Source organism: Pseudomonas sp. S3_E10 (assembly GCF_054667615.1).
In genome coordinates, this window is the sequence record NZ_CP162743.1 from 5,222,110 (window position 1) to 5,246,300 (window position 24,191).

At 58.9% G+C, this 24,191-nt stretch carries 22 protein-coding genes; 15 read left to right on the forward strand and 7 right to left on the reverse strand.

All coding sequences use genetic code 11. From position 1 onward, the window contains the following. Positions 1-47 precede the first annotated feature (47 nt). Genes AB4N98_RS24030 through AB4N98_RS24040 form a run of 3 tightly spaced genes read left to right on the forward strand, consistent with a single transcriptional unit; the run spans position 48 to position 1,627 of the window. Positions 48-824, forward strand: coding sequence for a CbbQ/NirQ/NorQ/GpvN family protein (locus AB4N98_RS24030; RefSeq protein ID WP_017527314.1), 777 nt, complete (start codon positions 48-50; stop codon positions 822-824). Next, a complete protein-coding gene (locus AB4N98_RS24035; protein ID WP_026067224.1) occupies positions 808-1,371 on the forward strand; it encodes a cytochrome c oxidase subunit 3 in 564 nt (187 codons plus the stop codon). Before AB4N98_RS24030 ends, AB4N98_RS24035 begins: the two co-directional genes overlap by 17 nt. 7 nt (positions 1,372-1,378) lie before the next feature. Then, positions 1,379-1,627: a cytochrome C oxidase subunit IV family protein gene (locus AB4N98_RS24040; RefSeq protein ID WP_017527316.1), complete on the forward strand. Its 249-nt coding sequence runs from the start codon at positions 1,379-1,381 to the stop codon at positions 1,625-1,627. On the opposite strand, the gene AB4N98_RS24045 is transcribed toward AB4N98_RS24040, so the two are convergent. Continuing rightward, complete coding sequence (locus AB4N98_RS24045) at positions 1,604-2,284, reverse strand: Crp/Fnr family transcriptional regulator (protein ID WP_017527317.1); 681 nt, start codon at positions 2,282-2,284, stop codon at positions 1,604-1,606. The two genes, AB4N98_RS24040 and AB4N98_RS24045, sit on opposite strands and share 24 nt — an antisense overlap. 218 nt (positions 2,285-2,502) lie before the next feature. Between AB4N98_RS24045 and AB4N98_RS24050 the strand changes: the two genes are divergently transcribed. Next, positions 2,503-2,940, forward strand: a complete 438-nt coding sequence (locus tag AB4N98_RS24050) for a carboxymuconolactone decarboxylase family protein (RefSeq protein ID WP_068935799.1) — start codon at positions 2,503-2,505, stop codon at positions 2,938-2,940. Positions 2,941-2,944: 4 nt separating this feature from the next. Here the strand turns inward: AB4N98_RS24050 and AB4N98_RS24055 are convergent, their stop codons facing one another. Beyond that, complete coding sequence (locus tag AB4N98_RS24055) at positions 2,945-3,715, reverse strand: AraC family transcriptional regulator (RefSeq protein WP_065878751.1); 771 nt, start codon at positions 3,713-3,715, stop codon at positions 2,945-2,947. 98 nt (positions 3,716-3,813) lie between these two features. Between AB4N98_RS24055 and AB4N98_RS24060 the strand changes: the two genes are divergently transcribed. After that, positions 3,814-4,944 carry an MFS transporter gene (locus AB4N98_RS24060; protein WP_065878753.1) on the forward strand — a complete coding sequence of 377 codons (1,131 nt, stop codon included), beginning with the start codon at positions 3,814-3,816 and terminating at the stop codon, positions 4,942-4,944. Here the strand turns inward: AB4N98_RS24060 and AB4N98_RS24065 are convergent. Both AB4N98_RS24065 and AB4N98_RS24070 read right to left on the reverse strand, forming a co-directional pair. Next, positions 4,934-7,078, reverse strand: coding sequence for a TonB-dependent siderophore receptor (locus AB4N98_RS24065; protein ID WP_460148955.1), 2,145 nt, complete (start codon positions 7,076-7,078; stop codon positions 4,934-4,936). The two genes, AB4N98_RS24060 and AB4N98_RS24065, sit on opposite strands and share 11 nt — an antisense overlap. Before the next feature lie 439 nt (positions 7,079-7,517). After that, positions 7,518-9,380 carry a sigma-54-dependent Fis family transcriptional regulator gene (locus AB4N98_RS24070; RefSeq protein WP_460148956.1) on the reverse strand — a complete coding sequence of 621 codons (1,863 nt, stop codon included), beginning with the start codon at positions 9,378-9,380 and terminating at the stop codon, positions 7,518-7,520. Positions 9,381-9,688: 308 nt separating this feature from the next. Here AB4N98_RS24070 and AB4N98_RS24075 point away from each other — a divergent pair, with 308 nt between their 5' ends. Genes AB4N98_RS24075 through AB4N98_RS24085 form a run of 3 tightly spaced genes read left to right on the forward strand, consistent with a single transcriptional unit; the run spans position 9,689 to position 12,812 of the window. Then, positions 9,689-10,666, forward strand: coding sequence for a thiamine pyrophosphate-dependent dehydrogenase E1 component subunit alpha (locus tag AB4N98_RS24075; protein WP_017527322.1), 978 nt, complete (start codon positions 9,689-9,691; stop codon positions 10,664-10,666). 26 nt (positions 10,667-10,692) lie between these two features. Then, positions 10,693-11,712, forward strand: a complete 1,020-nt coding sequence (locus AB4N98_RS24080) for an alpha-ketoacid dehydrogenase subunit beta (protein WP_017527323.1) — start codon at positions 10,693-10,695, stop codon at positions 11,710-11,712. Continuing rightward, a complete protein-coding gene (locus AB4N98_RS24085) occupies positions 11,709-12,812 on the forward strand; it encodes an acetoin dehydrogenase dihydrolipoyllysine-residue acetyltransferase subunit (protein WP_065878759.1) in 1,104 nt (367 codons plus the stop codon). The genes AB4N98_RS24080 and AB4N98_RS24085 overlap by 4 nt, the downstream gene beginning before the upstream one ends. 75 nt (positions 12,813-12,887) lie before the next feature. Here AB4N98_RS24085 and AB4N98_RS24090 read toward each other — a convergent pair whose 3' ends face one another. The 3 genes from AB4N98_RS24090 to rfaH all read right to left on the reverse strand — a co-directional run bounded on the left by AB4N98_RS24090 (position 12,888) and on the right by rfaH (position 15,160). Further along, positions 12,888-13,970, reverse strand: a complete 1,083-nt coding sequence (locus tag AB4N98_RS24090) for an LLM class flavin-dependent oxidoreductase (protein ID WP_065878761.1) — start codon at positions 13,968-13,970, stop codon at positions 12,888-12,890. A 206-nt stretch (positions 13,971-14,176) separates the two neighbouring features. Further along, positions 14,177-14,485 (reverse strand): phosphomannomutase, encoded by a 309-nt coding sequence (locus tag AB4N98_RS24095; RefSeq protein ID WP_223271478.1) that lies wholly within the window; start codon positions 14,483-14,485, stop codon positions 14,177-14,179. Positions 14,486-14,650: 165 nt separating this feature from the next. Further along, on the reverse strand, positions 14,651-15,160 hold the full coding sequence (rfaH, locus tag AB4N98_RS24100) for a transcription/translation regulatory transformer protein RfaH (RefSeq protein WP_017527327.1): 510 nt from the start codon (positions 15,158-15,160) through the stop codon (positions 14,651-14,653). A 361-nt stretch (positions 15,161-15,521) separates the two neighbouring features. Here rfaH and AB4N98_RS24105 point away from each other — a divergent pair, with 361 nt between their 5' ends. From AB4N98_RS24105 to AB4N98_RS24135, 7 genes are all read left to right on the forward strand, one after another. Next, positions 15,522-15,962: a low molecular weight protein-tyrosine-phosphatase gene (locus AB4N98_RS24105; protein ID WP_116077919.1), complete on the forward strand. Its 441-nt coding sequence runs from the start codon at positions 15,522-15,524 to the stop codon at positions 15,960-15,962. Between the two features lie 44 nt (positions 15,963-16,006). Next, a complete protein-coding gene (locus tag AB4N98_RS24110) occupies positions 16,007-18,235 on the forward strand; it encodes a polysaccharide biosynthesis tyrosine autokinase (RefSeq protein WP_068935808.1) in 2,229 nt (742 codons plus the stop codon). A 204-nt stretch (positions 18,236-18,439) separates the two neighbouring features. Beyond that, a complete protein-coding gene (locus AB4N98_RS24115) occupies positions 18,440-19,603 on the forward strand; it encodes an acyltransferase family protein (RefSeq protein ID WP_460148957.1) in 1,164 nt (387 codons plus the stop codon). Continuing rightward, positions 19,594-20,871: an O-antigen ligase family protein gene (locus tag AB4N98_RS24120; RefSeq protein ID WP_217855122.1), complete on the forward strand. Its 1,278-nt coding sequence runs from the start codon at positions 19,594-19,596 to the stop codon at positions 20,869-20,871. Before AB4N98_RS24115 ends, AB4N98_RS24120 begins: the two co-directional genes overlap by 10 nt. A gap of 25 nt (positions 20,872-20,896) precedes the next feature. Continuing rightward, positions 20,897-21,922: a glycoside hydrolase family 5 protein gene (locus AB4N98_RS24125; RefSeq protein ID WP_017527332.1), complete on the forward strand. Its 1,026-nt coding sequence runs from the start codon at positions 20,897-20,899 to the stop codon at positions 21,920-21,922. 20 nt (positions 21,923-21,942) lie between these two features. Beyond that, positions 21,943-23,118, forward strand: a complete 1,176-nt coding sequence (locus AB4N98_RS24130; RefSeq protein WP_065878770.1) for an MATE family efflux transporter — start codon at positions 21,943-21,945, stop codon at positions 23,116-23,118. Next, the gene (locus AB4N98_RS24135; RefSeq protein WP_068935812.1) at positions 23,115-24,179 is read left to right on the forward strand and encodes a polysaccharide pyruvyl transferase family protein; all 1,065 of its coding nucleotides are present in this window, start codon (positions 23,115-23,117) and stop codon (positions 24,177-24,179) included. Before AB4N98_RS24130 ends, AB4N98_RS24135 begins: the two co-directional genes overlap by 4 nt. Positions 24,180-24,191 lie beyond the last annotated feature (12 nt).

Below are 24,191 nucleotides of genomic sequence, written 5' to 3' on the forward strand. Positions count from 1 at the left end.
CGCAGGCGCCCTTAGCGTGGCGGTCAAACCCGCTTTGGAAAACGCTAATGACTGAGCCTTTCTATCAACCGCTGGCCAACGAACAGCAGCTGTTTGAACACGCCTGGCACCACCGTATGCCGGTGCTGATCAAGGGCCCCACCGGCTGCGGCAAAACCCGTTTCGTGCAGCACATGGCGCACCGTCTCAACCTGGCGCTGTACACCGTGGCCTGCCACGACGACTTGAGCGCCGCCGACCTGGTGGGTCGCCATCTCATCGGCACCCAGGGCACCTGGTGGCAGGACGGCCCACTGACCCGCGCCGTGCGCGAAGGCGGCATCTGCTACCTGGACGAAGTGGTGGAAGCGCGCCAGGACACCGCCGTGGTGCTGCACCCGGTGGCCGATGATCGCCGCGAGTTGTACCTGGAACGCACCGGTGAGGTGGTCAAGGCACCGCCGTCGTTCATGCTGGTGGTGTCCTATAACCCCGGTTACCAGAACCTGCTCAAGGGCATGAAACCCAGCACCCGCCAACGCTTTGTGGCCATGCGTTTCGACTACCCGGCGGCGGAACTGGAAACGCACATCGTGGCCCGTGAGGCCCAGGTGGACACCGCGCTGGCGGGTGAGGTCGTGCGGTTGGGCCGGGCCTTGCGCCGTCTCGACCAACACGACCTGGAGGAGGTTGCCTCCACACGCCTGCTGATCTTCACCGCCCGCCTGATCGCTGCGGGCATGCCGCCGCGCGACGCCTGCCTGGCGTGCCTGGCCCAAGCCCTGAGTGATGACCCTCACACCGTCGCGGCGCTGATGGACGTGGTGGATGTGCACTTTGCCTGAGCCCCGACGCTTGCCTGGGGACCTGGCGATGTGGTTGTTCATCCTCGCCGAACTGACTGTATTTGCGCTGCTGATCCTCGCGTTTGCCACCGCCCGGCTGTTGGCCCCCCAGGTCTTTGCCGAAGGCCATGCGCAGTTGGACACCTCTACCGGGCTGGCGATGACCCTGAGCCTGCTGACCGCCGGGTTGCTCGCGGCATTGGCGCTGCAGCAGGTACGCCAGGGCTGCCCAAGGCGCGGCGCCGGCTTATTCGTGGCGGCGTTGTTGGCGGCGTTGCTGTATGCGCTGATCAAACTGGCCGAGTACGGCCACCTGGCCGCTGCCGGGTTGGGGATGGAGCACAGCCGGTTTTTTACCTTGTACTGGGTACTCACCGGCTTTCATTTCCTGCATGTGCTGCTGGGAATGCTGATTCTGGGGTGGCTGGCGCTGGGCTGTTGGCGTGGGGGCCTCTCGGTCGGTGGCGTGGAGTCCGGCGTGTTGTATTGGCACATGGTCGATCTGGTGTGGGTGGTGTTGTTTCCCGTGGTGTATGTGATGGGGTGAGGGCGCGATGACGGCTTTTTGGGGGTTGGTGGCGTGTTGGCTGGGGTTGGTCGGGTTGAGCGTGGGCACGGTCCTGGCGGGTGCTTCCGGCGGCGGGTGGGCCGTCTTGCTGCTGGCGGTGGTCAAGGCGTGGGTGATTGTCGACGGTTTCATGGAACTGCGGCATGCGCCTCGGCGGTGGCGTGCGCTGCTGTTGGGCTGGGGTTGGCTGCTGGTATTGCTGGTGGGGATATCAGTTGGCTTGATAGGCCATTAACCCGTCCTCGCTGAGGATGCGGATGGTGCGCCGCTGTACTTCGATCAGGCCACTGTCCACCAGCCGGTGCAGGATCCGCGATAACGTCTCCGGCTGGATGCCCAGCTTCGATGCCACCAGGCGCTTGGGCACTTGCAACACCACGTCGCCGCTGAAGTTGTCGCGCTCCTGGAACATGAAATTGATCACTCGGCGGCTGGCATTGGCCAGGGTCAGGGTGTCAATGTCCTTGAGGCGTTGGTGCAAATGAATGCTCATGCTCGCCAGGATCGCCAGGCAGATTTTCGGTTGGTCTTCCAGGGCGCGTCGGTAGTGCTGGCCCTCGATACTCACCAGCACGCAGTCCTTGAGCGCGGTGGCGCTGACCGGATAGGTCTTGGCCTGGGTGAACAGCAGGGCTTCGGCGAACGTCTGGCCGGGATGGATGACTTCCACCAGGTGCTCCTGGCCTTCGCCGGTGACGCGGTGCAGTTTGATCTGGCCGCTGACCAGCAGGAAGAACCGCTCGGCCGGGTCGCCCTGGTGCATCAGCGGGGTGTGGTTGGGCAGGCGCTTGAGATTGGCCAGCGTACACACATCCTGGAAGGTTTTTTCCGGGAGCTGGCTGAACAGATGATGACGGCGCAGGGTCAGGACGATGTTGGGATGAGTAAGCATGGGAGCCTCCGTGGTCGGCATGGTAGAGCGCGACCCGCGCGTGGGGATATGCCTCTGTGGGGGTACCTCTTACGGCGCGCGCGTTAGGCACACAAACCGATATGGCCGCGAAAAAACCGGCGCCATTGGTCACCTCATCTTCGCTGGAATTGGCTATTTCTCGCGCCCTCACCGCTGGCTAACCTAGCCCCCAGTTATCACCCTTGAGGAGTATCACCATGCAACCCCGTACCGACTTCTACACCGCTTCGCCCGACGCCATGAAAGCCATGCTCGCCCTGGAAGCCGCCGTCGGCAAACTGTCCATCGAGCTGCCTCTGTTGGAACTGATCCGCCTGCGGGTCTCCCAGATCAACGGCTGTGCCTTCTGCCTGGACATGCACACCGCCGATGCGCGCAAGGGCGGGGAAACCGAGCGCCGCCTGTACACCTTGTCAGCCTGGCGGGAGACGCCGTTTTTCACCCCACGTGAACGCGCTGCACTGGCCTGGGCCGAGAGCCTGACGCTGATCAGCCACACCCATGCACCGGACGAAGATTTCAATGCACTGGCCGCCGAGTTCAACGCCCAGGAGCAGATCGACCTGAGCGTGGCCATCGCCACTATCAACAGCTGGAACCGCTTGGCGGTGGGGTTTCGCAAAATGCCCAAGTAAGCCATCAACGGGCTTTGAAATAACCCCGTGGCGTGGTGCCGGTCATGTGCTTGAAAAAAGCGATCAACGCGCTGTCGCTGGTAAAGCCCAGCTCAAAGGCGCAGTAGCTGATACTGCGCCCGGTGGCGAGCAGCTCGATGACCCGCATCAGTCGCCACTGCTGACGCCATTGCTGGTACCCCAGGCCGGTTTCCCGTTGGAAAATCCGGCCGATGGTCTTGGCGCTGGCGCCTACTTGCTGTTCCAGGGCCTGCAACGAGGGCGGCAAGGTGTCGAGGCTGCTCATCAATGGGGCCAGGCGTTTGTCCTGGGGCAGGGGCAGCAGCATCGGTTGCTCGGCGGCGTCGCAGATCTCGCTCAGGCACAGCGCCAGCAGATGGGCATATCGGCCGCGGGACCAATCGGTATCGAACGCCGCCATCGCTATCGGCTCCAACACCGCCCGCAGCAATGGGCTGACCTCGATCACCCGAACCTGGGACGGCAACTGCCGCGCCAATGCAGGGCTCAAGTACACCGAACGATAATCCACGGTCCGCTGCATCACCGCACGGTGCGGCAACCCGCAGGGGATCCAGGCTGCACGGGTGGGTGGCAGCAGGCACAGCTGGTTGTCCAGGGTGATGCGCGTGCAGCCCTCACGGGTGAACAGCAGCTGCCCACGCTGGTGTTGGTGCAACCCGGAATCGTGATCACCCAAGAGGGCAGCGATCCCGATAACCGGCGCAGCCAGGTGGTCGGGATCGAAAGATGCGTCGGCGGCGAGCCAGGCCATAAGTTGTCCGATTTCATCGATAAAATGTCGAAGTCCGGATAATAGTGCATTCGACGCTGTTTAAAATTTTTCCACTATTTTCCTGGAAGGACGCGTCGATGACCCTCAAAAATCTACTGGTCCTGGCGGTGGCGTTGCTGATGTTTCCGCAACTGGCCCAAACCCTCTACAGCCCCGCCCTCGGCGATATTGGCCAGGCCTTTGCGGTGGGGCCCGAGCGTGCGGGGCAGACGCTGTCGGTCTATTTCCTGGCCTTTGCCCTGGGTGTTGTGGTGTGGGGGCGGGCGTGTGATCACCTTGGGCGCCGCCCGGTCATGCTGGCCGGGCTGACGCTATACGCGTGCGCGTCGGTGTTGGCCTTGAGCGTCAGCACCTTCACAGGCCTGCTCTTGGCCCAGGCGTTGGCGGCTTTTGGCGCTGCGGTGGCGTCGGTGGTCACGCAAACGGTGTTGCGCGACCGCTTCCATGGGCCGGAACTGGCCCAGGTGTTTTCCGTGGTGGGCATTGCCATGGCCGCCAGCCCGGCGATTGGTTTGTTCAGCGGCGCGGTTTTGGTGCAGTTATTCGGTTATCGCGGCATGCTCTGCGGTTTGTTGGTACTTGTGTTGCTCCTGTGGGGCTGGTGCGTATGGGCCCTGCCGGAAACGCGCCCGGCGTCGCTGCCCGCCACCTCAATGCACAAAACCGTGGGCCTGATGTTCAAGGACTTGGGCATATGGTGTTCGGTCGGGCTGGTGGCGGTATTCAATATTGCCGTGTTCGCTTATTACAGCGTGGCGCCGTTCATCTTCGCGCAACAGGGGTTGTCCTCCGCCGAGTTCGGCTACAGCGGGGTGCTGTTGGCCTTGGGGTCGGGGCTGGGGGCGTGGTTGAACAAAGCGTTGCTCAAGCGGGGGATGAACGGCGATCAGTTGGTACTGACCGCGGCCGGTATCGCCGTATTGGGCAGCCTATTGGTGCTGACGCTGCAACACACAGGGTTATTCGTATTGCCGATGCTGCTGGTGGTGTTGGCGTTCGGCATGGCGATCCCCAACGTGCTCGGGGCCGCGTTGATGGCCTATCGCGACCGTTTGGGCACGGCGGCAGCGGTGTTCGGTTTGTTGTATTACCTGGCGATTGGCGGCGGGCTGACCCTGGTGGCATGGGCGCAAGATCTGGGTTGGAGCTTGCTGGTATGCGCAATGACGGCGCTGTGCCTGGCAACGCCGCGTGTGTTCAGAAGTTGACCGAGGCACTCAGGCGCGCCGTCAGCGGCGCGCCCTGGAACAGGTAATCATCGCCCATGTATTCGCCCGCGTCGCGCCAGTAGCGCTTGTCGAACAGATTATCGACGCTCAGGCGAAATACCGTCTCATACCCCTCGACGCGGCTGGTGTAGCGGCTGCCGACATTCACCACGGCATAATCCCCCACCTCCACATTGCCGCTGCGGTTGGCGTACTTCTTGGCGCTGTATTGCACGCCGCCCAGCACGGCCAAGCCGTTGAACCACGGCAGGGCATAGTCGGCGTACACACTGGCGCGCAGCTTGGGTACGTTGATCGCCTGGTGTCCTTCATAGGCCGGCGTGCCGCTGCCGCTCACGCGGGCGCGAATCGCCGCCACGCTGGTGGCGATCTGCAGACGCTCGGTGGCCCAGCCGTTGGCCGACAGTTCCAGCCCGGTGTTTTTCTGTTCGCCCTGTTGCACATAGGTGAAGTTGCCGGCGCCATCCGGCTTGGCGTACTGGTAAGCCTGGCGCGTCTGGAACACGGCAGCGGCGAAGCTGATGCGGCGCCAGTCGTATTTGACCCCGGCTTCGATCTGCCGTGAGGTGGTCGGCGCCAGGGTGTCGTCCGCGTTGCTGGCGAACCACGGCGCGGTACCGCCCAGGGACAGGCCCTTGCTGTAGCTGGTGTAGAGCGAGATGCTCTCAATCGGCTTGTAGATCAACGACGCCTGGGGCAGGAACACGTATTGCCGGGTATGGCGGGTCTCGTCGCCGGTGCTGTCGAAGGCCTGTTCATCCAGGCGCACTTCGCGGCCGCCGAGCAGGGTTTGCCATTGCTCGTTGAAGCGAATGCGGTCGGTGACGAACAGGCCGTACTGGCGGCTGTCGAGGCTGCGGTGGCTTGGGTTCAGCAGGACGTCGGCGGGCGCAAACGTCGGCGCGTCGGCGTCGATGTTGCCGCTGCCGAGCCACTCGTTGACGGCCTTGCGCTTGTCGATCACCCGGCGAAATGCGCTGGTGCCGAAGGTCAGTTCATGGCCCAGCCCGGCGGTGTCGAACAGGCCGGTCATGGCGGCCTGGACTTCATCGTCGCGGCGGGTGTCGTCGGGGCTGCGGTAGTCGTAGATGTCGTAATTGCCCTGCGGGGTGAAGGTATTGCCGACACCGCTGGTGTCACCGCCCCACGCAAACGCACTGTAATCATCAATCACCACCTTGCTGCGCGCCGCGCTGACACTGCCTTTCCACTGATCGCTGAAGCGGTACTCGAAACTGCCGTTGAGGTTCAGCGAGTCGATGCCGACCTGTTTGGACCCGCTCTGATGGCCCAGCAGCTTCTTCGGTGAGGCGTCATGGGGCACTTCGGTGCCACCGAGCAATTGGTAACCCGGCACCGAGCGTTGCTGCTTGTTCTGGTATTCGGCGTCGAGTTTCAGCACGGCGTCCGGGCTGATGTTCCAGTCGAAGGCCAGGGACACAAAGTCGCGCTGGCCGTTGGCGTGTTCCACGTAGGAATTGAGGTCCTCATGGGCCACGTTGGCGCGCAAGCCCAATTGCTGCTCGCTGCCAAACCAGCCGCCAACGTCGGTGGCGATATAGCCGCTGCCACGATCATCGCTGGAGACCGTCACCGAGCGCACATATTCCGGGCGCTTGGTCACGTAGTTGATCACGCCGCTGGGCTCTGAAATCCCGCTTTGCAGGCCCGCCAGGCCCTTGAGCACTTCGACTTGCTGCTTGTTTTCCAGGGCGACGTTCTGCTCGCCAGTGATGGTGCGCCCGTTGATCTTGTAGCTGCTGGCCGCGTTCAGCGAGAACCCGCGCACCACGAAGTTCTCGTAGTAGCCAATCGGCGCGTAGCTGTCGCCCACCGACGCGTCGTTGCGCAGCACTTCGCTGAGCAGGCGCGCCTGCTGGTCCTTGATCAGGGTGGCGTTGAGCACGGTGATCGACGCCGGGGTATCCAGCAGTGGCGCCTCATTGAAGCCGCCGACGGAGGCGGTGTCCACGCGATAACCCGATTCATCCTGGCCCTGGACGTTCACCGCCGGCAGTTCGAGGCTTTCCGCGAGGCTGTTGCCGATCCCACCGCTGAGCAGCAGGCCGAGGGCCAAACGTGACGTGACGACAGGACGAAAACGCAAAACCATGGGAGCAGTGCCTTAAAGCGCAGGGGCAGGGGGCGCATAAGCTAGGCATTCGCGTGCACTTTTACAAGTTCCCTGGGGCACTGTGGGACGGGGCTGCCCCCGATCGCGGTGTGTCGGTACGGGATACATCGACTGACCCACCACTATCGGGCATAGGTATTTACACAACTTTTAAAAGCTGAAAAACCTCTCTGTGGTGAGCGGGCTTGTCCCGCGCTGGGTTGCGTAGCTACCCTAAAACCTGCGCCTCGGTTAATCCTGACATTCGGTAGCGTCCTTGTTGGGGCTGCTGCGCAGCCCAGCGCGGGACAAGCCCGCTCACCACAACAGCATCTTGGCTATAGATTTTTCGCTCATCGGGAGTTGTGTAGATACCTATGGCTATCGGGGGCAAGTCGAATCGTCGCACCGCCCCTCCCACAGGGTTGACCGCGTTGTGTCAGGTGGTCTTGCCAGGCATGTCGATGCCCAGTTGGTTCACCCGTCTGTAAAGCGTTGCACGTGAAATCCCCAACGCCTGTGCCGTCGGCAACGGCTTCCAACGATGCCGAATCAACGCATCCAGCACCACCTGGCGTTCCGGGCTGACGCTCGGTTCTGCCGGCGCCTCGACCAACTCGCCCCGCACCTCCATCGGCAAGTCTGACAGTTGCAGTGTACCGCCCTCACACACCGCGCAGGCATACGCCAACACATGGCGCAGTTGCCGCACATTGCCCGGCCAGGCATAACCCAGCAGTCGTTCCAGCGCGGCCTGGCTGATGCCCGGCGACACGCCGCTGGTACGCGCCTCCTGCTCCAGCAGCCGGTTGATCAACGCCAGTTTGTCGGTGCGCTCGCGCAAGGGCGGCAGGCAGAACCTCGCGCAGCCGAGGCGAAAGTACAGGTCTTCGCGAAAGCGCCCCTCGTTGACCAGCGCCGCCAGGTCGCGGTGGCTGGCGCAGATCACCTGGATATCCACGGTACGGGTCTTGGCCCCGCCCAGCGGCGCCACTTCACCCTCGGCCATCACCCGCAGCAAGCGCGTTTGCAAGGCCAGGGGCATGTCACCGATTTCATCCAGGAACAATGTGCCGCCATCGGCCTGCACCAACAGGCCCGGCATGCCTTTGCTGGACGCGCCGGTAAAGGCCCCGGCCACGTAGCCGAACAGCTCGCTTTCGATCAGGTTTTCGGGAATCGCCGCGCAGTTCACCGCCACAAAAGGGCCGTCCCGCCGGGCGCTGCGCTCATGCAGTTGGCGGGCGAAGACTTCCTTGCCCGCGCCGGTTTCCCCCTGCACCAGCACCGGCAGGTTACGGTCCTTGACCCGCACGGCCAGGCGCAGATGCTCTTCCACGCGCGGGTCGACCTGGCTGTGGGATATCGCTCGCGCCGGTGCGCGTCGTGGCGTGTTGACCCGTACGTGCAGGGCTTGCGACTCGCCCAGCCAGCGCAGTTGCTGGGTCGATTGGTCGGTGACCGCGCGCAACGCATCCAGGTCGAACACCTCGCCGATATGCTCCGGCACCTGCCCAAAGCGCAGGCGCAGGGCCTGGCGCGCCTTGCTGTTCAAGGCCTGCAGGCGCCCGTCCTGGTCCCATGCCAGCAGCAGGTCGGGCTGGCTGTCCACATAGCCCGGCGTGCTGTGCGCCTGCAACACCCAGTGCTGGCGGGCGCTGTGCATGAAGAAGGCGTTCTCGATGGCCTGGGCACTCTGCGCCACCATCTGCCGCACCAGGTGCTGGCTGCGCCGGTCATCCGGGGACTTGAGCGCCGAGGCGTCCATCACGCCCAACAGGTTGCCCTGGGGGTCGAAGATCGGCGCGGCGGAGCAGGTGAGGCCGATGAACGCCGCGCGAAAGTGGTCGCGCTTGTGCACGGTCACGGCGGCTTTGCTGGTGAGTACCGTGGCCACGCCGCAGGTGCCTTCTTCGGCTTCCGACCAGCAGGTGCCCAGGTACAGGCCGGCCTTGCGGCAGTCGCTGCGAATCGCCGTGTCCACGCGGTGGTCGATGGTCTGGCCCTGGGCGTCGGTGAGCATCACGCAGTAATCGGCCTGGCGCACGCGGTGGTGCAATTGGCCGACGGCTTCGCTTGCAATGCGCATGAACAGCTCGGCGCGTTCGCGGCATTCCTTGAGCAGGGGTTCGGTGAGGATGCGCGGCCCTTGCAGCGAGCCAGGGTCCAGATGGTGTTGTTCCATGGAGCGGCGCCATGAATCGAAAATCAACGACGGCACCGGCGCCTGGGGCAGGCGTTCGGCATTGCGGACCACGCGACTGACGCAGTCGACGTGCTCTCTGGAGTTCACGGCGAGCATAAGGCCTCCGGTTCTCGATCTTTGTTGTTATGCCCGCCATTAAGCGCCCACGGGCACAGCGGAACAAGAGCGCCCTGACCAAGGGCTCGGGGTGAGACGCTGCGTCTCACGCGCGCTGAGACACAGCCTGCACGCTGCAATGGCCGGTCTCATTCTGTGCTGTGGCGCAGCCTGCGCACAACCGCGCGGCACTGCTCTGGATCAAGGCTTTGCCAGGTTTTTTGATGATTTGGCACAGGCTGTGCTGAGGGGCTTACAGCTGGCCGCAGCCAGCCTTCTGTGTGTCGAGACAACCGGAGAACAACAAGATGTCCACTCACCTGTCCACCGATCAATTGCTGCATGCCTACACCGTGATGCGCACCATCCGTGATTTTGAAGAGCGCCTGCACGTGGAGTTCGCCACCGGCGAGATCCCCGGTTTCGTGCACTTGTATGCCGGCCAGGAAGCCAGTGCCGCCGGGGTCATGGCCCACCTCAACGATGACGACTGTATCGCCTCCAACCACCGTGGCCATGGCCATTGCATCGCCAAGGGCGTGGACGTGTTCGGCATGATGGCCGAAATCTATGGCAAGAAAACCGGGGTGTGCGGCGGCAAGGGCGGCTCCATGCACATCGCCGATCAGGAGAAGGGCATGCTCGGCGCCAACGGCATTGTCGGTGCCGGTGCGCCGTTGGCCGCCGGTGCAGCGCTGGCCTCCAAGCTCAAGGGCAGCCAGGGCGTGGCCGTGGCGTTTTTCGGCGACGGCGGCTCCAACGAAGGTGCGGTGTTCGAGGCGATGAACCTGGCCGCGATCATGAAACTGCCGTGCCTGTTCGTCGCCGAGAACAACGGCTATGCCGAAGCGACCGGCTCCGGCTGGTCGGTGGCGTGCAAGGACATCGCCGAGCGCGCCGTGGGGTTTGGCATGCCCGGCGTCATCGTCGACGGCAATGACTTTTTTGCCGTGCACCAAGCCTTGGGCGTTGCGGTAGAACGTGCGCGCAACGGCGAGGGGCCGACGCTGGTGGAGGTCAAGTTGAGCCGCTTCTACGGCCACTTCGAAGGCGATGCGCAAACTTATCGCGGCGTGGACGAAGTGAAAAAACTGCGTGAATCCCAGGATTGCCTGGTGCTGTTTCGCACGCGTTGCCAGGCCGAAGGTTGGCTTGACGCCGGGCAGTTCGAGCGCATCGACGGCGAGGTCGCCCAGTTGATCGAAGACGCGGTGCGCCTGGCCAAGTCCGATCCCAAGCCCCAGGCCGCCGACCTGCTCAGTGACGTCTACGTCGCCTACCGCTAATAACAATAAATTTCGGAGAGAATTTCATGGCTCGCAAAATCAGCTATCAGCAGGCAATCAACGAAGCCCTGGCCCAGGAAATGCGCCGCGACCAGAGCGTGTTCATCATCGGCCAGGACGTGTCCGGCGGCACCGGTTCCCCCGGCGAGCAGGACGCCTGGGGCGGTGTGCTCGGGGTGACCAAGGGCCTGTACCCGGAGTTTCCCGAGCGCGTGCTCGATGCACCGTTGTCCGAGGTCGGCTACGTGGGCATGGCCGTCGGCGCCGCCACCCGTGGCATGCGCCCGGTGTGCGAATTGATGTTCGTCGACTTTATCGGCTGCTGCCTCGACCAGTTGCTCAACCAGGCCGCCAAGTTCCGCTACATGTTCGGCGGCAAGACCACCACGCCGCTGGTGATCCGCGCCATGTACGGTGCCGGCCTGCGCGCCGCCGCCCAGCATTCGCAGATGCTCACGTCGATGTGGACGCACATTCCCGGCCTCAAGGTGGTGTGCCCGTCCACGCCCTATGACGCCAAGGGCATGTTGATCCAGGCGATCCGCGATAACGACCCGGTGATCTTCCTCGAACACAAGATGCTCTACAGTCTGCAAGGCGAGGTGCCGCAAGAGCTGTATACCGTGCCGTTCGGCGAAGCCAACTTTGTGCGCGAAGGCCGCGACGTGACCTTGGTGACTTACGGGCGCATGGTGCATATCGCCCTGGAAGCCGCCGCCAACCTAGCGCGCCAAGGCATCGACTGCGAAGTGCTGGACCTGCGCACCACCAGCCCGCTGGACGAAGACAGCATTCTGGAAAGTGTGGAGAAAACCGGGCGCCTGGTGGTGATCGACGAGTCCAACCCGCGCTGCTCCATCGCCACCGACATCAGTGCGCTGGTGGCGCAGCAAGGCTTTGCATTCCTGCGGGCGCCGATCGAGATGGTCACCGCGCCGCACACGCCGGTGCCGTTCTCCGATGCCCTGGAAGACCTGTACATCCCCAATGCCGCGAAGATCGAAGCCGCCGTGCTGAAAATCGCCGACAAGAGGACTGCCGCATGATCCACACCTTGACCATGCCCAAGTGGGGGCTGTCGATGACCGAAGGTCGCATCGACGTCTGGCTCAAGCAACCCGGTGATCGGGTAGAGAAGGGCGAAGAAGTGCTGGACGTGGAAACCGACAAGATTTCCAGCAGCGTCGAGGCGCCGTTCAGTGGCGTGTTGCGCCGGGTGTTGGCCTTGAGCGATGAAACCCTGCCGGTGGGCGCCTTGCTCGGGATCGTGGTGGAGGGCGAGGCCACGGACGCCGAGATTGATGCGGTGATCGACAGTTTCAACGCGGGGTTCGTCTCCACCGCCGCCGAATCCGAAGCCAGCGGCCCGAGCGCGCAGAAGGTCGAGATAGGCGGGCGCTTGCTGCGCTATCTGGACCTGGGCGAAGGCGATACGCCGTTGGTGCTGGTACACGGGTTTGGTGGCGACTTGAACAACTGGCTGTTCAACCAACCGGCCCTGGCCGCCGAGCGCCGGGTGATCGCCCTGGACCTGCCGGGGCATGGCGAGTCGGGTAAGCAGTTGCAAACGGGTGATGCCGAAGAACTGAGCCAGGCGGTGCTGGCGTTGCTTGATCACCTCAAGCTCGACCGCGTGCACCTGGCCGGGCACTCCATGGGTGGGCTGGTCAGCCTGACGCTGGCCAGCCAGGCGCCGCAACGGGTTGCTTCCTTGATCCTGATCGCCAGCGCCGGGCTTGGCGCGGATATCAATGGCGATTACCTGCAAGGTTTTACCGCGGCGAATAACCGCAATGCGCTCAAGCCGCAACTGACCCAACTGTTCAGCGACCCGGCGCTGGTCACCCGGCAGATGCTGGAGGACATGCTCAAATTCAAACGGTTGGAAGGGGTGGATCAGGCGTTGCAGCAGCTCAATTCCCAGCTGTTTGAGGGTGGGCGGCAGCGCCTGGATCTGCGCGCCGTGGTGGCCCGACAACCGAGCCTGGTGATCTGGGGCAGTGACGATGCAATCATCCCGGCCGGGCATGCCGAGGGGCTGGCGGCCCAGGTGGAGATCGTGCCGGGGCAGGGGCATATGGTGCAGTTGGAAGCGGCAGAGCGGGTCAATCAACTGATCGCCACCTTCCTCAAATCCCAACCTTGAAATGCAGTTAAAAAGTGGGAGGGGCGGTGCGACGATTCGACTTGCCCCTCCCACATTGGTTTGTAGTGTTCTTGCTTACGCGACTTGCCTGGCCTGTTCGCGTTGTGCAATCAGCTGGCGGGTGAGGGGGATCAATTGCTTGCCGTACTCAATCGCATCATTGAGCGGATCGAACCCACGGATCAGGAACGTGGTAATTCCCAAGTCGTAGTAATCCACCAGCGCCTCAGCGACTTGCTCGGCCGTGCCCACCAGTGAGGTGGAGTTACCTTGCGCCCCGAGCAGCCCGGCAATGCCGGTCCACAAACGCTTATCCAACCGCGCGCCTTGTGCCGCCGCCGCGAGCAAACGGCGCGAGCCTTCATTCGGTGGTTCGCGGCGTACAAAGCCATTCTGCTCGGCCAGCGCGGTGGCCCGTTGCAGGATGTTCTCGGCGCGCGCCCACGCCAATTCTTCGGTCTCGGCCAGGATCGGGCGCAGCGACAAACTGAAGCGAATCGTGCGCCCATGCCTGGCCGCTTCGGCACGCACCTGGGTCACCACCTCGCGCACCTGCTCATAGGTCTCGCCCCACAGCGCGTACACATCGGCATGCTTGCCGGCCACCTCAATCGCGGCAGTGGAAGAACCACCGAAATACAACGGAATATGCGGCTGCTGCGGCGACTTCACCGTGGAGTGCGCGCCTTCGACCTGGTAGTAAGTGCCGGCAAAATCGAAGGGCTGCTCGGCGGTCCATTCCTGACGCACCACGCTCAGGTATTCGTCGGTTCGCGCGTAGCGTTCGTCCTTGCCGATATGGCTGCCATCGGCACGCAGTTCGCGGTCATCGCCCCCGGTGATGATGTGCACGGCGGTACGCCCGCCGTTGAACACATCGAACGTGGCGAACTGGCGCGCCGCCAGGGTCGGCTGGACGAAACCCGGACGGTGAGCGATGAGAAATTGCAGTTTTTTCGTCACGCTGGCGGCGTGGGCGGCGATCAACGTGCTGTCCGGGCTGTTGGAATGAAAGGCCACCAGCGCGCGGTCGAAACCGGCCTCTTCGTGGGCGCGGGCCACGGTTTCCACGTAATCCGGTTGCAGGGTAGGGCCGCTGCGCGGGTGGATCTCGGACGCATGGTGGCCGCCGATATAGCCGATGAATTCGATGCTCATGGTCTGTCCTTGTCGAGTAGGGTGATCAACACCTCCGCCGGGTAGGGGGTCGGTCATGATCGTTCAAGGTAGGGGCAGCGAGTGGCTGTGTAAAATGCCGTTTGGTTCTATCCTCATTATTAAAAAATAGAATCATGTAGGCGCCATTTGATCAGATAAATGCATTTAGCGTGTATGCCGGCAAGGGTGTCGCCCACCCTGGACGCTCATGTGCGCTCCCGGGTGTCGGATATGTGGGCCAGCAACTCTGCGGTCTTGACCTGCAGGTAGTGGCTGTCGCCGCGACTTTCCACGCACAGGCATACAGACAGGGCGTCACTGACCTGCAACTTGAAACGCCAGTCGGCAAAAACCATGGACAAGCCCGTGCACGACTCATCGCTGTCCAGGGAGTTGTCGGCATATAACACGTGCATGCGTTCAACGACATGCGTCGAGTTATTGACCTCGACATGAATATTTCCCGAAGAAGGGAATAGGCCAATACGCTCTACCAGTAACTTTGATGTGTTCATGGCCGTCCCCTTGCTGTTGCATTCAGGAGGCACTTTATTATGCGAGGGTAAAAAAGTACTGGAATGTTATTTTTAGTCGGCTAGGCCGACTCGGGTTGTTTTCGACGTGTACGACACACGCTTGAAGTTGACGAAGTGTGCTTGTAAATGGCTGATGGTGGGCGTTCAGTCAAGGCTTTTGACTGCGTTGAGCGGCAAGCCGACCCGGTGCTCGCGGTGCAGGAGATTGATCAGCACAATCGCGCGTTCCTCGCCTGTCATACCCAGGAATACGCCCTCGAGTTCAGCAAATGGCCCTTCATTTATACGCACGTTCTCCCCAGGAGCCAACAGCGGTGTCACAAGGGGCTGGTGATTGCGTCGCTGCAATTCGTCGACCAGTTCATCGCCCACCGGCAGTGGATCGCCACCAAATGCGACGATGCGCGAAACCCCACGCGTGGAGCGCAGAGGGCTCCAACTGTCCTGCGAGCTCAACTGAATAAACAGATAACCGGGGAACAGCGATTCAGTCATGACCCGACGCTCGCCTTTTAACAGGCGCTCACGTGTGCAGATGGAGCGAAAGCAGGTGTAGCCCTGGCGCTGCAGATGCGCTTCGGCGCGTTCATCCTGCCTGGCTTTACACTGAACCAGATACCAGGCTTTGGCGGCGAATTCTATCGTTGCGGTCATGGGATGTCCTTATGGCGGTGAGCCTGTTCAGCCGGCACTCGGATGCCACGCGTTGCGTTAGTTATTGACTGTTCGTCGTGTCATGTTGATCGAACTAACGCCGGCAGTGCGTGAATGTTAGAAATTGTCGGTGGCGGGTATTAATAACAAATAAGTGTCCGAGCAGGCGCCGTGTTATTTTTTGTCCGTTTAAAAACTTGGGTGCCGCCCAAGGGGCGTGATAAATAAGTACCGCGTTGAAGTTGTAAAGCGGGCTTTGCTGTTTCTGTGCCTGTCGATGGCAGGCTTGTACGTGGTTAAAAACTCTTATGTTCGGCAAGTGCGACGTCACCGCCAAAGTTGAAAAGACGGGGAAATTATCTTGCTTAAAAGAGTGTTGATTGTCTGTGTCGGCAATATTTGTCGCAGCCCCATGGCGGAGCATCTGTTGCGTGAGGCGCTCACTCGTTCCGATATCGAAGTGAGTTCCGCCGGCCTGTCCGCATTGGTTGGCGAGCCCATCGAATCGACGGCGCTTGCGGTGCTGGCGGCGCATGGTCATACGCCCAACGTGCACCAGGCGACTCAACTCGCGCCCCAGGCGATCACCGAGGCTGATCTGATTCTGGTGATGGAACAAAAGCACATCCGCGGCGTGCTCGGCATGGCCCCCGAAGCGCGAGGCAAGGTGTTGATGCTGGGGAAGTGGCAAAGCGACCGAGAGATCAGAGACCCCTACCGTCAAGGTAAACCTGCCTTTGTACACGCGTATGCGTTGATCGAAGAAGCGGTAAACGCGTGGGCGCTGCGTCTAGCAAAGTGACAACCCCCCTTTCTTGAATCGTATTAAGGCAAAGAATCCGACTTATGCAGCAAGTGCCAGTAGCCACCCTACGAGAAGACGACGCCGACGAGATTGATCTCCTTGGTCTGTTTGGAACACTGATCGACCATAAAGGGTTGATTGCAGCGATTACGGGCGCGTTTATGCTGACGGGGGGGGCCTATGCGGTGCTGGCGACGCCGGTTTTCCAAGCGAATGCGTTGTTGCAGGTCGAGGCCAAAAAGAACGATTTGCTGGGTTTCTCCGACGTCAGCAGCATGCTCGGAAAAGAGTCGCCGTCCGCGACCGAAATTGAACTGATCAAGTCACGTGCAGTGATCGGCAAGACCGTGGACGAACTCAAACTCGCCATCCTGATCGAGCCTGAGTACTTTCCCGTGATCGGCGGTTTTCTTGCGCGGCGTTTTAAAAATACCAACCCGGGTGAAGTCTCCAGCCCATGGTTGGGCCTGACCCGTTACGCGTGGGGAGGCGAGCTGCTGAAAATAACCCACCTGGACCTGCCGCCCAACTTGCTCGCCAAAAAACTGACCTTCATTACGGGTGAGGGCGGGGCGTTCACATTGCTCGATGACGATGATGAACTTCTGGCGCAAGGGCAGGTGGGCGAGGCTGTCGAGCAGCATGGCGTTGCGCTCTTCGTTGAAGCGCTACAGGCCAATCCGGGGACTCGGTTCAGCATCGTGCGCAAACCTCGATTGACCAGCATTCTGGATTATCAGGAGGCGCTGGATGTCACTGAGCGCGGAAAAGAATCGGGCATTATCGGGTTGGCGTTAGAGAGTACCGAGCCGGAACTCGCGGTAAAAATCCTCAACAAGATTTCTGCGCTCTATGTCGAACAGAATGTGCAACGTACTTCGGCTGAGGCGGCGCAAAGCCTGGAGTTTTTGAAAGAGCAATTACCTCAGGTCAAAAGTGACCTGGAAAAGGCCGGCAATGCGCTCAACGCCTACCAGACGCGCACAAAGTCGGTGGACATCAGCCTGGAAACCAAAGCGATCCTGGACCAGATTGTGTCGCTGGATACGGCCATCTCTCAGTTGAAACTCCAGCAAGCCGAGATGGACCGCAAATTCACCCGCCAGCATCCGGCCTATCGTGCATTGCTCGCGCAGATCGGTGAGTTGAGCAGCAAGCAACAGAGGCTGTCCGAGAAGGTCCAGGACCTTCCTTCGACACAGCAAGAACTGCTCAGCCTGAACCGCGATGTCGAGGTCGGCACGGCGATCTATACGCAGCTGCTCAACAAGTCCCAGGAACTCGACGTGATGCGAGCGGGCACGGTGGGTAATGTGCGTTTGATCGATGCGGCGGATGTGAACCTCATCAAACCGGTCAAACCCAAGAAAGTGTTGATTGTTCTGGTCGCAACGTTCCTGGGCTTATTCCTGGCGGTGGTGCTGGTGCTGTTGCGCAAAGCCTTGAACAGAGGCATAGAAAGCCCGGAGGCTATTGAGAAACTGGGGCTTGCGGTCTATGCCTCCATACCCTACAGCACGCTTCAAAAAGACCTGGAAGAACAACCTACCGCTACGCAAAAACGCCCTGCTCGCAGTGGCGGGTTGTTGGCCATCAACCATCCCACGGACCTGGCGATTGAAGCGCTGCGCAGCTTGCGCACCAGCCTGCATTTTGCGATGCACGAAGCCAGCAACAATCGCCTGATGATCTCCGGTCCGAGCCCACAAGTGGGCAAGACCTTCGTGTCGGTCAATCTGGCAGCCGTGATCGCTCAGACAGGCCTGCGCGTGTTGGTCATCGATGTTGATATGCGAAAAGGCTACATCCATAAAGTCATGAAAACCTCCAGCGCCAATGGGCTTTCCGATGTGCTCACCAAGCGCTGCGATCTGACAACGGCCATTCATAAAACTGCGATCGAACATTTTGACTTTATCAGCCGTGGGCAAATACCGCCTAACCCGTCGGAATTGCTCATGCATCGAAACTTCACGGAACTGCTATCGCAGGTCAGTGAACAGTATGACTTGGTCATCCTGGATACCCCTCCATTGTTGGCGGTCACCGATGCGGCGATTGTAGGGCGCCAGTCAGGAACGAACTTGATTGTGGCGCGGTTCGGTTTTAACCCCGCCCGGGAAATAGAACTCACCATGCGTCGGTTCGCCCAGAATGGGGTTAACTTGAAAGGCGCTATCTTGAACGGTATTGAAAAAAGAGCCTCGGCGAAATACGGGTACGGTGCGTATGGTTACTATACGTATGAATATAAGTCGGATGTTAATTAAGGCCTGTGGGGCGGGCTGATATAAATACACGCCGTCATGAATATGGGGTTCTCAGGGAATGACGCTAAACCCTGGGGCGGTAGCGTGGGTTTTTCAAGTTTGTATGACGCACTGTCTGCGCCTGGAACCTGGCCACGGAAGAGAGACAGGCCTGTGTTTTGTTGAATACAGGTAGTTTTTATCCGATTGATAGTTGAGAGAAAGATGGCCATAGCAAATAAACAGGGCTTCTACGTAGAACTCGAGTCCATTCGTGGGGTGATGGCGTGGTGGGTTGTATTTGGGCACCTCTACTCTTGCTTTCGTCCCGCCATGGGGCACGTTCCTGCGTTGATTGATAAGGTTCTATTGGCGACCGCTATCCCGGTAGATATCTTTATTTGTTTGAGCGGTTTTTTTATCGCGATGGCGTTGAGCGGCAAAAGCAACGGCTACCGTTCTTATATTATTCGACGTGCGTTCAGGATCATCCCGATTTATCTATTGGCCATCGCGTTTGCCGCGCTGCTATTCAATGAACGGATGAGTGTCCGCATGGACCTGCCGTGGAACACGCCAGCCCAAGCAGCGGCAGTTGAACAGTATTGGGCAAGTATCGCGGGTAATATCACGGCGTACCTGCTGCCTTGTCTGGTGCTGCTTCAGGGCGTGATCCCGGATCAATGGCTGCCCCACGCAGGTGATGCGTTTTTGGCGCCGGCCTGGAGCCTCACCCTCGAATGGCAGTTTTATCTGATCGCCCCTGTGTTGGTCGCCGCTTTTGCATTTGGGCGCGCCAAGGAACTGCTGGTGACGGTGGCGGTGTTGGCGTTTTTACTGCTGGCATATTCCGGCCTGACCTTCTCTTATGGCAGTTTCATATTAATCAAGTTACCGGTTTTCATGATCGGCATGTTGACCCACGATCTGTTTCGTCGCGATGAGGGCGAATGGCGTAACGCGATGTTGATCATGGGCATTGTAGTGTCGGTGGGTCTGATTACCCGTTCGTTCGCCAGTTTTGCCTCGATTGCGTTATGGGCAATAGTAGCGATAGCGTTCAAGTTGAATGGCAAACTTAACCCGCCATTGCTCGGCCGGTGGTTGGCACTGTTTAAAATGCCGTTGAGGAACCCTGTGTTGCTCAGGTTGGGCGGGATGTCATACCCCACCTATCTGATGCATATTCTGATTATCGATGGGGTGCTGATAGTGGCGAGGAAATGCGGTTATCTCAGTAATGATCGGGTGGGGGTGTTGATCCTGCTCTCGATAGGGCTGACGTATGGTGTTTCATGGGCGGTTCATAAATGGCTTGAAGTGCCGTGTATTGAGATAGGTAAAAGATTGTCCGGGTCCGTTTATTCGCGAGCATTGAAATGCGAGTAACCGCGCTGATAAATTATTTTTTGTTTCCGCTGCTCTTGGTGGCTACGGCATTTAACTTGCGGTATCGGCTGACCGGGGCGGAGATACACCTGGGTGGCGCAGAACTGTCGGTTGCGCCTTACGATATTTTTCTTTTGCTGATTTTGGTATCCATTGTTTTTTTCAGTAAAAAAATCAATCTGGAGAAAATCAAGATCGACAGAATCACCACCCTGGCGATTTTTTTTGTGGTGCTGTCTTCTGTGTCGATCATTAATTCGCAAGCGGTGAGTTTCACGCTGTACGAAATCGTTCGCCATTGGAAAATCATTGTTTTGTTTCTGGTGGTGCGGTCGGTTTTCCATGATGCGAAATCGATGGATAAATTCACCCGGGTGGCGGCGCTGTTAATTCTGTTTGAGACGCTGTATGCGGCTTATCAGTTGGCAACCGGAGATGTGACCGAGGATGCTCAACAGGTCAAAGAACTGTTCGTGGAGAACGGCATTACCCGAGTGACCGGTACGTTACGACACCCCGCCTTGTTATCGTTGTTCACGGTACTGTTGTTGCCATTTTGCGTGTATGGCGCAGTGAATGGGCGCGGCAGGTTGCTGTATATAAGCGCCATCGCGGCGGGTTTTGTGGTGATTTGCCTGACCTACTCCAGAACTCAAATTGTGTTGTATTTTTTTGTGGTCGGGCTGTGCCTGTTCTACTTCAAGCGGCCCAATGGACGTTCTATTTTAAGAAACAAAAAGATCATCTATACCTCGCTGGTGTTTGCCCTGGTCATCATGGCCGGTGCCATTTATAACTTGGAAAATCTCTACGCCCGATTTTTCGATGCGCCAGAGTCGAGTACCACCTCCAGGCTGATTTTGGCCAAGATTGCCCTGAATATGTTTGTCGCCCATCCGATTATTGGCGTGGGGTGGAATAATTTTGTTGATGTGATGGATAAATACGATGAGTTCGGCGCCTCGCAGAGCTTCAGGTACCCCGCCCATAATATGTACCTGCTGGTCATGTCCGAGACGGGGTTGCTGGGCATTGTGAGCTATTTACTGCTTATATGGAGTGTCTACAAGCTGCACAAAAATACGATAAAAAGGCATGTCGGTGTGTCGATTAACAATGCTTCCGCGGCGGCGCTGGTTTCGATCATCGCGATATTGATAACCGGTATTCAGGGCTGGTCATTTCGAGCGGACAGTATACAAGCGATTATCTGGATAAATTTCGGCATCATCTGCGGCCTCAACGATAGGGCAAAACAGCATGTGTAGACGATACTTCCTGTGCCTCTGTCTGTTGGCGATCAGTTTCGTTGCCCAGGCCTCTACCCAACAGGCCGACACCTATAACGCGGGCAAGCAGTTACGCGGTTTCAATATCGATTTGAATTTGAACGAAGAGGATTTCAAACAGTTGGACGGCTTGAACGTGAACGCCGTGCGCGTGGCGTTTGCCTCCCACCCACTGTTTGACGACAGGGGCGGGCTTGATGATGTCGCGGTCAAGGTGCTTGATACCTATGTGCGCTACGCGAAGCAGTACAATATTTTACTTCTGGTCGATGTTCATACCTTTCCCGGCAACGTCAAGAAATATTCAGGGTCAACTGAAGACGCATATTGGCGTGACGCCGAACTCATGGGAAACCTGATTGCCAGCTATGCGCAACTGGCGCAGCGCTACAAACATGAAAGCATGGTTATCGGCTATGACATCGTCAACGAACCGGCGCCCATCGAGCGCGGCGTTTATCTGGATTTTATAAAGAAGGTCAGCGCAACCCTGTTGCAGATCTCGCCGGACAAGGTTGTGCTTATCCAGCCGCGTATTACGGTCCAACCCAATGGTATTCCCAATGGGCAACGGTCCAATTGGAGTGAAATCACGCCGTTGATAGACGACCACTCAATAATAGGAAGCCTGCACTATTACGACCCTGGCAACTTTACCCATCAGGGCGTGCGTGGTTTTCCGGCGGATCAACGGTTGCCCTTCTTACTGAGAGGCGAGGGCGGTTTGAGTATGTACTTCAAGAAGACACTGTCCCAGGTGCTGAAACATCCGGGACCAGTGATCGTTGGGGAGTTCAGCGTATCGAATTACAGCCCGGTGGACGATGCGGGGTTGTATATGCAGACATTAATCGATCTGTTCGAGCAAAAGCGTTGGAGTTGGTTTTATCACGCTTATAAAGAAGCGGATATCTGGAACCCTCAGGTTACCCTGACAAACACCGGCTTGGCCCCCGATTCAGCCTCTAAAAAATATGTGCTGTTGAAGCGCTATTTCAAATTGAACGATCGATTTCAGAGCTCCGACTGAGGGCGTGCAGGAGTTTTTCCTTGAAGGCGATTCAATTATTGATCTCATCGTTTGGCGCTGCGGGCGCAACGTTCTTGCTTCAGGTCATCCTCAGTAGAGCCTTGGATGCTGCCAGCTTTGGTCTGGTCTCATATGCCAACGCTATTACCATCACGCTCGGCGCTTTGGCGTTCAGCGGTGTGAACAGTTTGCTGTTGAGGCGTGTCAGCCGAGCACCTGGCGAATATGCGTCGTCGATGCGGGTTGCTTATGTTTGCCTGTCGATCAATACGCTAGCGGCCTTTGCAGTCAGTGTGTTGCTGTTATGTGGTTCGGGAATGGATGGATTCGTGGCCGTTGCACTGGCGACGGGTGTGGCGGCATTGGCGGCGCAGGCGATCGTCATCACTCAAGGCCAGCTCAGGAGCAGCCCGCTGCGGATTTCCGTGGGGCAAGTGCTGGTACCGGTATTCCGGATCATAGCGGTTGCAGGGGTTTTTTATGCGCTGACTCCGAGCCTCGCGAACACCGCCATGGCCCTGGGGGTTGCCAACGTTTCATGTGCGATGTTGTGTTTGATGCTGATGACACGGCACGGCAAACAGGCGGCTTTGAAGGTGCGAAGCTTCCTGAAAGACTCCGTTAAATATTCGTTGAATGGCGCGCTGAATATAGCCCAGTTGCAAATCCCCATTTCGTTGCTGGGGCTTATCTATGGGTCGACGTATTCCGGGTATTTAGCCATTTGTAATACGCTGCTCACGGCGCTGTATATCGCACCCAATACGATTTTTAACACCTACCTTATAAAAAAGTACCACGCACTTTCGGGCGCTGAAAAAAACCTGCCGCTACAGCATGCGCGGTATTCATTGGGCGCGGGGGCGCTGGTTGGCATTGGCCTGAGTGTGTATTCCCATGACCTCGTGCACCTGGTATTTGGTGGCGACTATGTGTATGCCGCGCAGGTGTTGCAAATCGCCGCGCTGTCCATTGGCTTCAGGTTTTTCGCAACACCTTTAGGGGCGGCGTTATTGAGCGAAGAGTGGGTCAGCAAAAAAATAATGGTCGCCAGTGTTGGCGTGGCGTTGCAAGTGGGCTTGTTTGTTGTGTTGATGCCCTTTGAGGCGAACGGTATTGGCGCAAGTATTGTGGCCAGCGAATGCTTTATTGCCGTCTCGTATTACATTCTTTATAAAAAGAGCATGCGTGCATGAACATTGTGATCATTGGCTACTATGGCAATAACTTTGGTGATCTGCTCATGCTCAAGTCGCTGTTGTCTGAGCGACGTGCGGGTGTGGTGTATACGGTATTGACCTACGGCGATGGCGAAGCACTTAAACAACAGGGTTTCATTCGCCAAGGCGCGATTACTGTGGTGGAACTCAACAAGGCCAACCGCTGGCTTGCCTACAAAACAGTGATTAAGTGTTCTGCCATCGTGTGGGGTGGCGGAACATGTTTCATGGATGAGGGCGGCACCGGAGGGGTCAAATACATGGCATTGGCTCGCCTGTTCGGTGCTCATGTCATCTACGCAGGTATTGGCGTCGACAATCATAAAAAGCTGAAAACCCGTTTGATTTTATTTTTTGCGACCGTCATGGCCACAGCCTTTTATATTCGCGATTCAGCCTCGCTGCTGGCGGTGAGGAAAATCAACCCTTGGGCCCGCCGTGAAAAAATCAAACAATCCGTGGACCTGGCCTACGCGCTGGGTACTGACGACGCCGGCGCAGGGGGCGAACTGGAGAGTGCAGGGGACTACATCATTGTGTGTCTGCGCGATCTGCAAGGGTATGGCGAGCAATCCAGCGGCGACATTTATAGCCAATTGCTAGACGTATCCATCAGGATTTGCTGGCGGTTGCGTATTAACCGGATCGGCATATTCAATGCGGATGCAGAGGTTGATACCGGTGTGTCGCGGTACGCACAAAGCGAGTTGAAAGACCGTGGCTTTACGGTTTTCAACATCGCCGGTTCGGATATCGACCGCTCCATGGCGTATATAAAAGGGGCGCGGCACATACTGACGGCGCGGCTGCATCCCGCCGTGGTTGCGTATTCGTTAGGTACGCCGTTTTCCCTATACAACTACTCAGACAAAAATAAGAAATTTACCGCAGAGACTCAGACCGAGACGTGTTTGATTGAGCGCGGTGCGATAGACGAATTTATGCCGACTTACACGGTGGGTGTCAGTGCGGTTGCCACTACGCAGAGGCAACGGGCGCAGTCGACGATCAGCGAAATATATCGGTTGTTAAATTAAGCGGATAAGGAT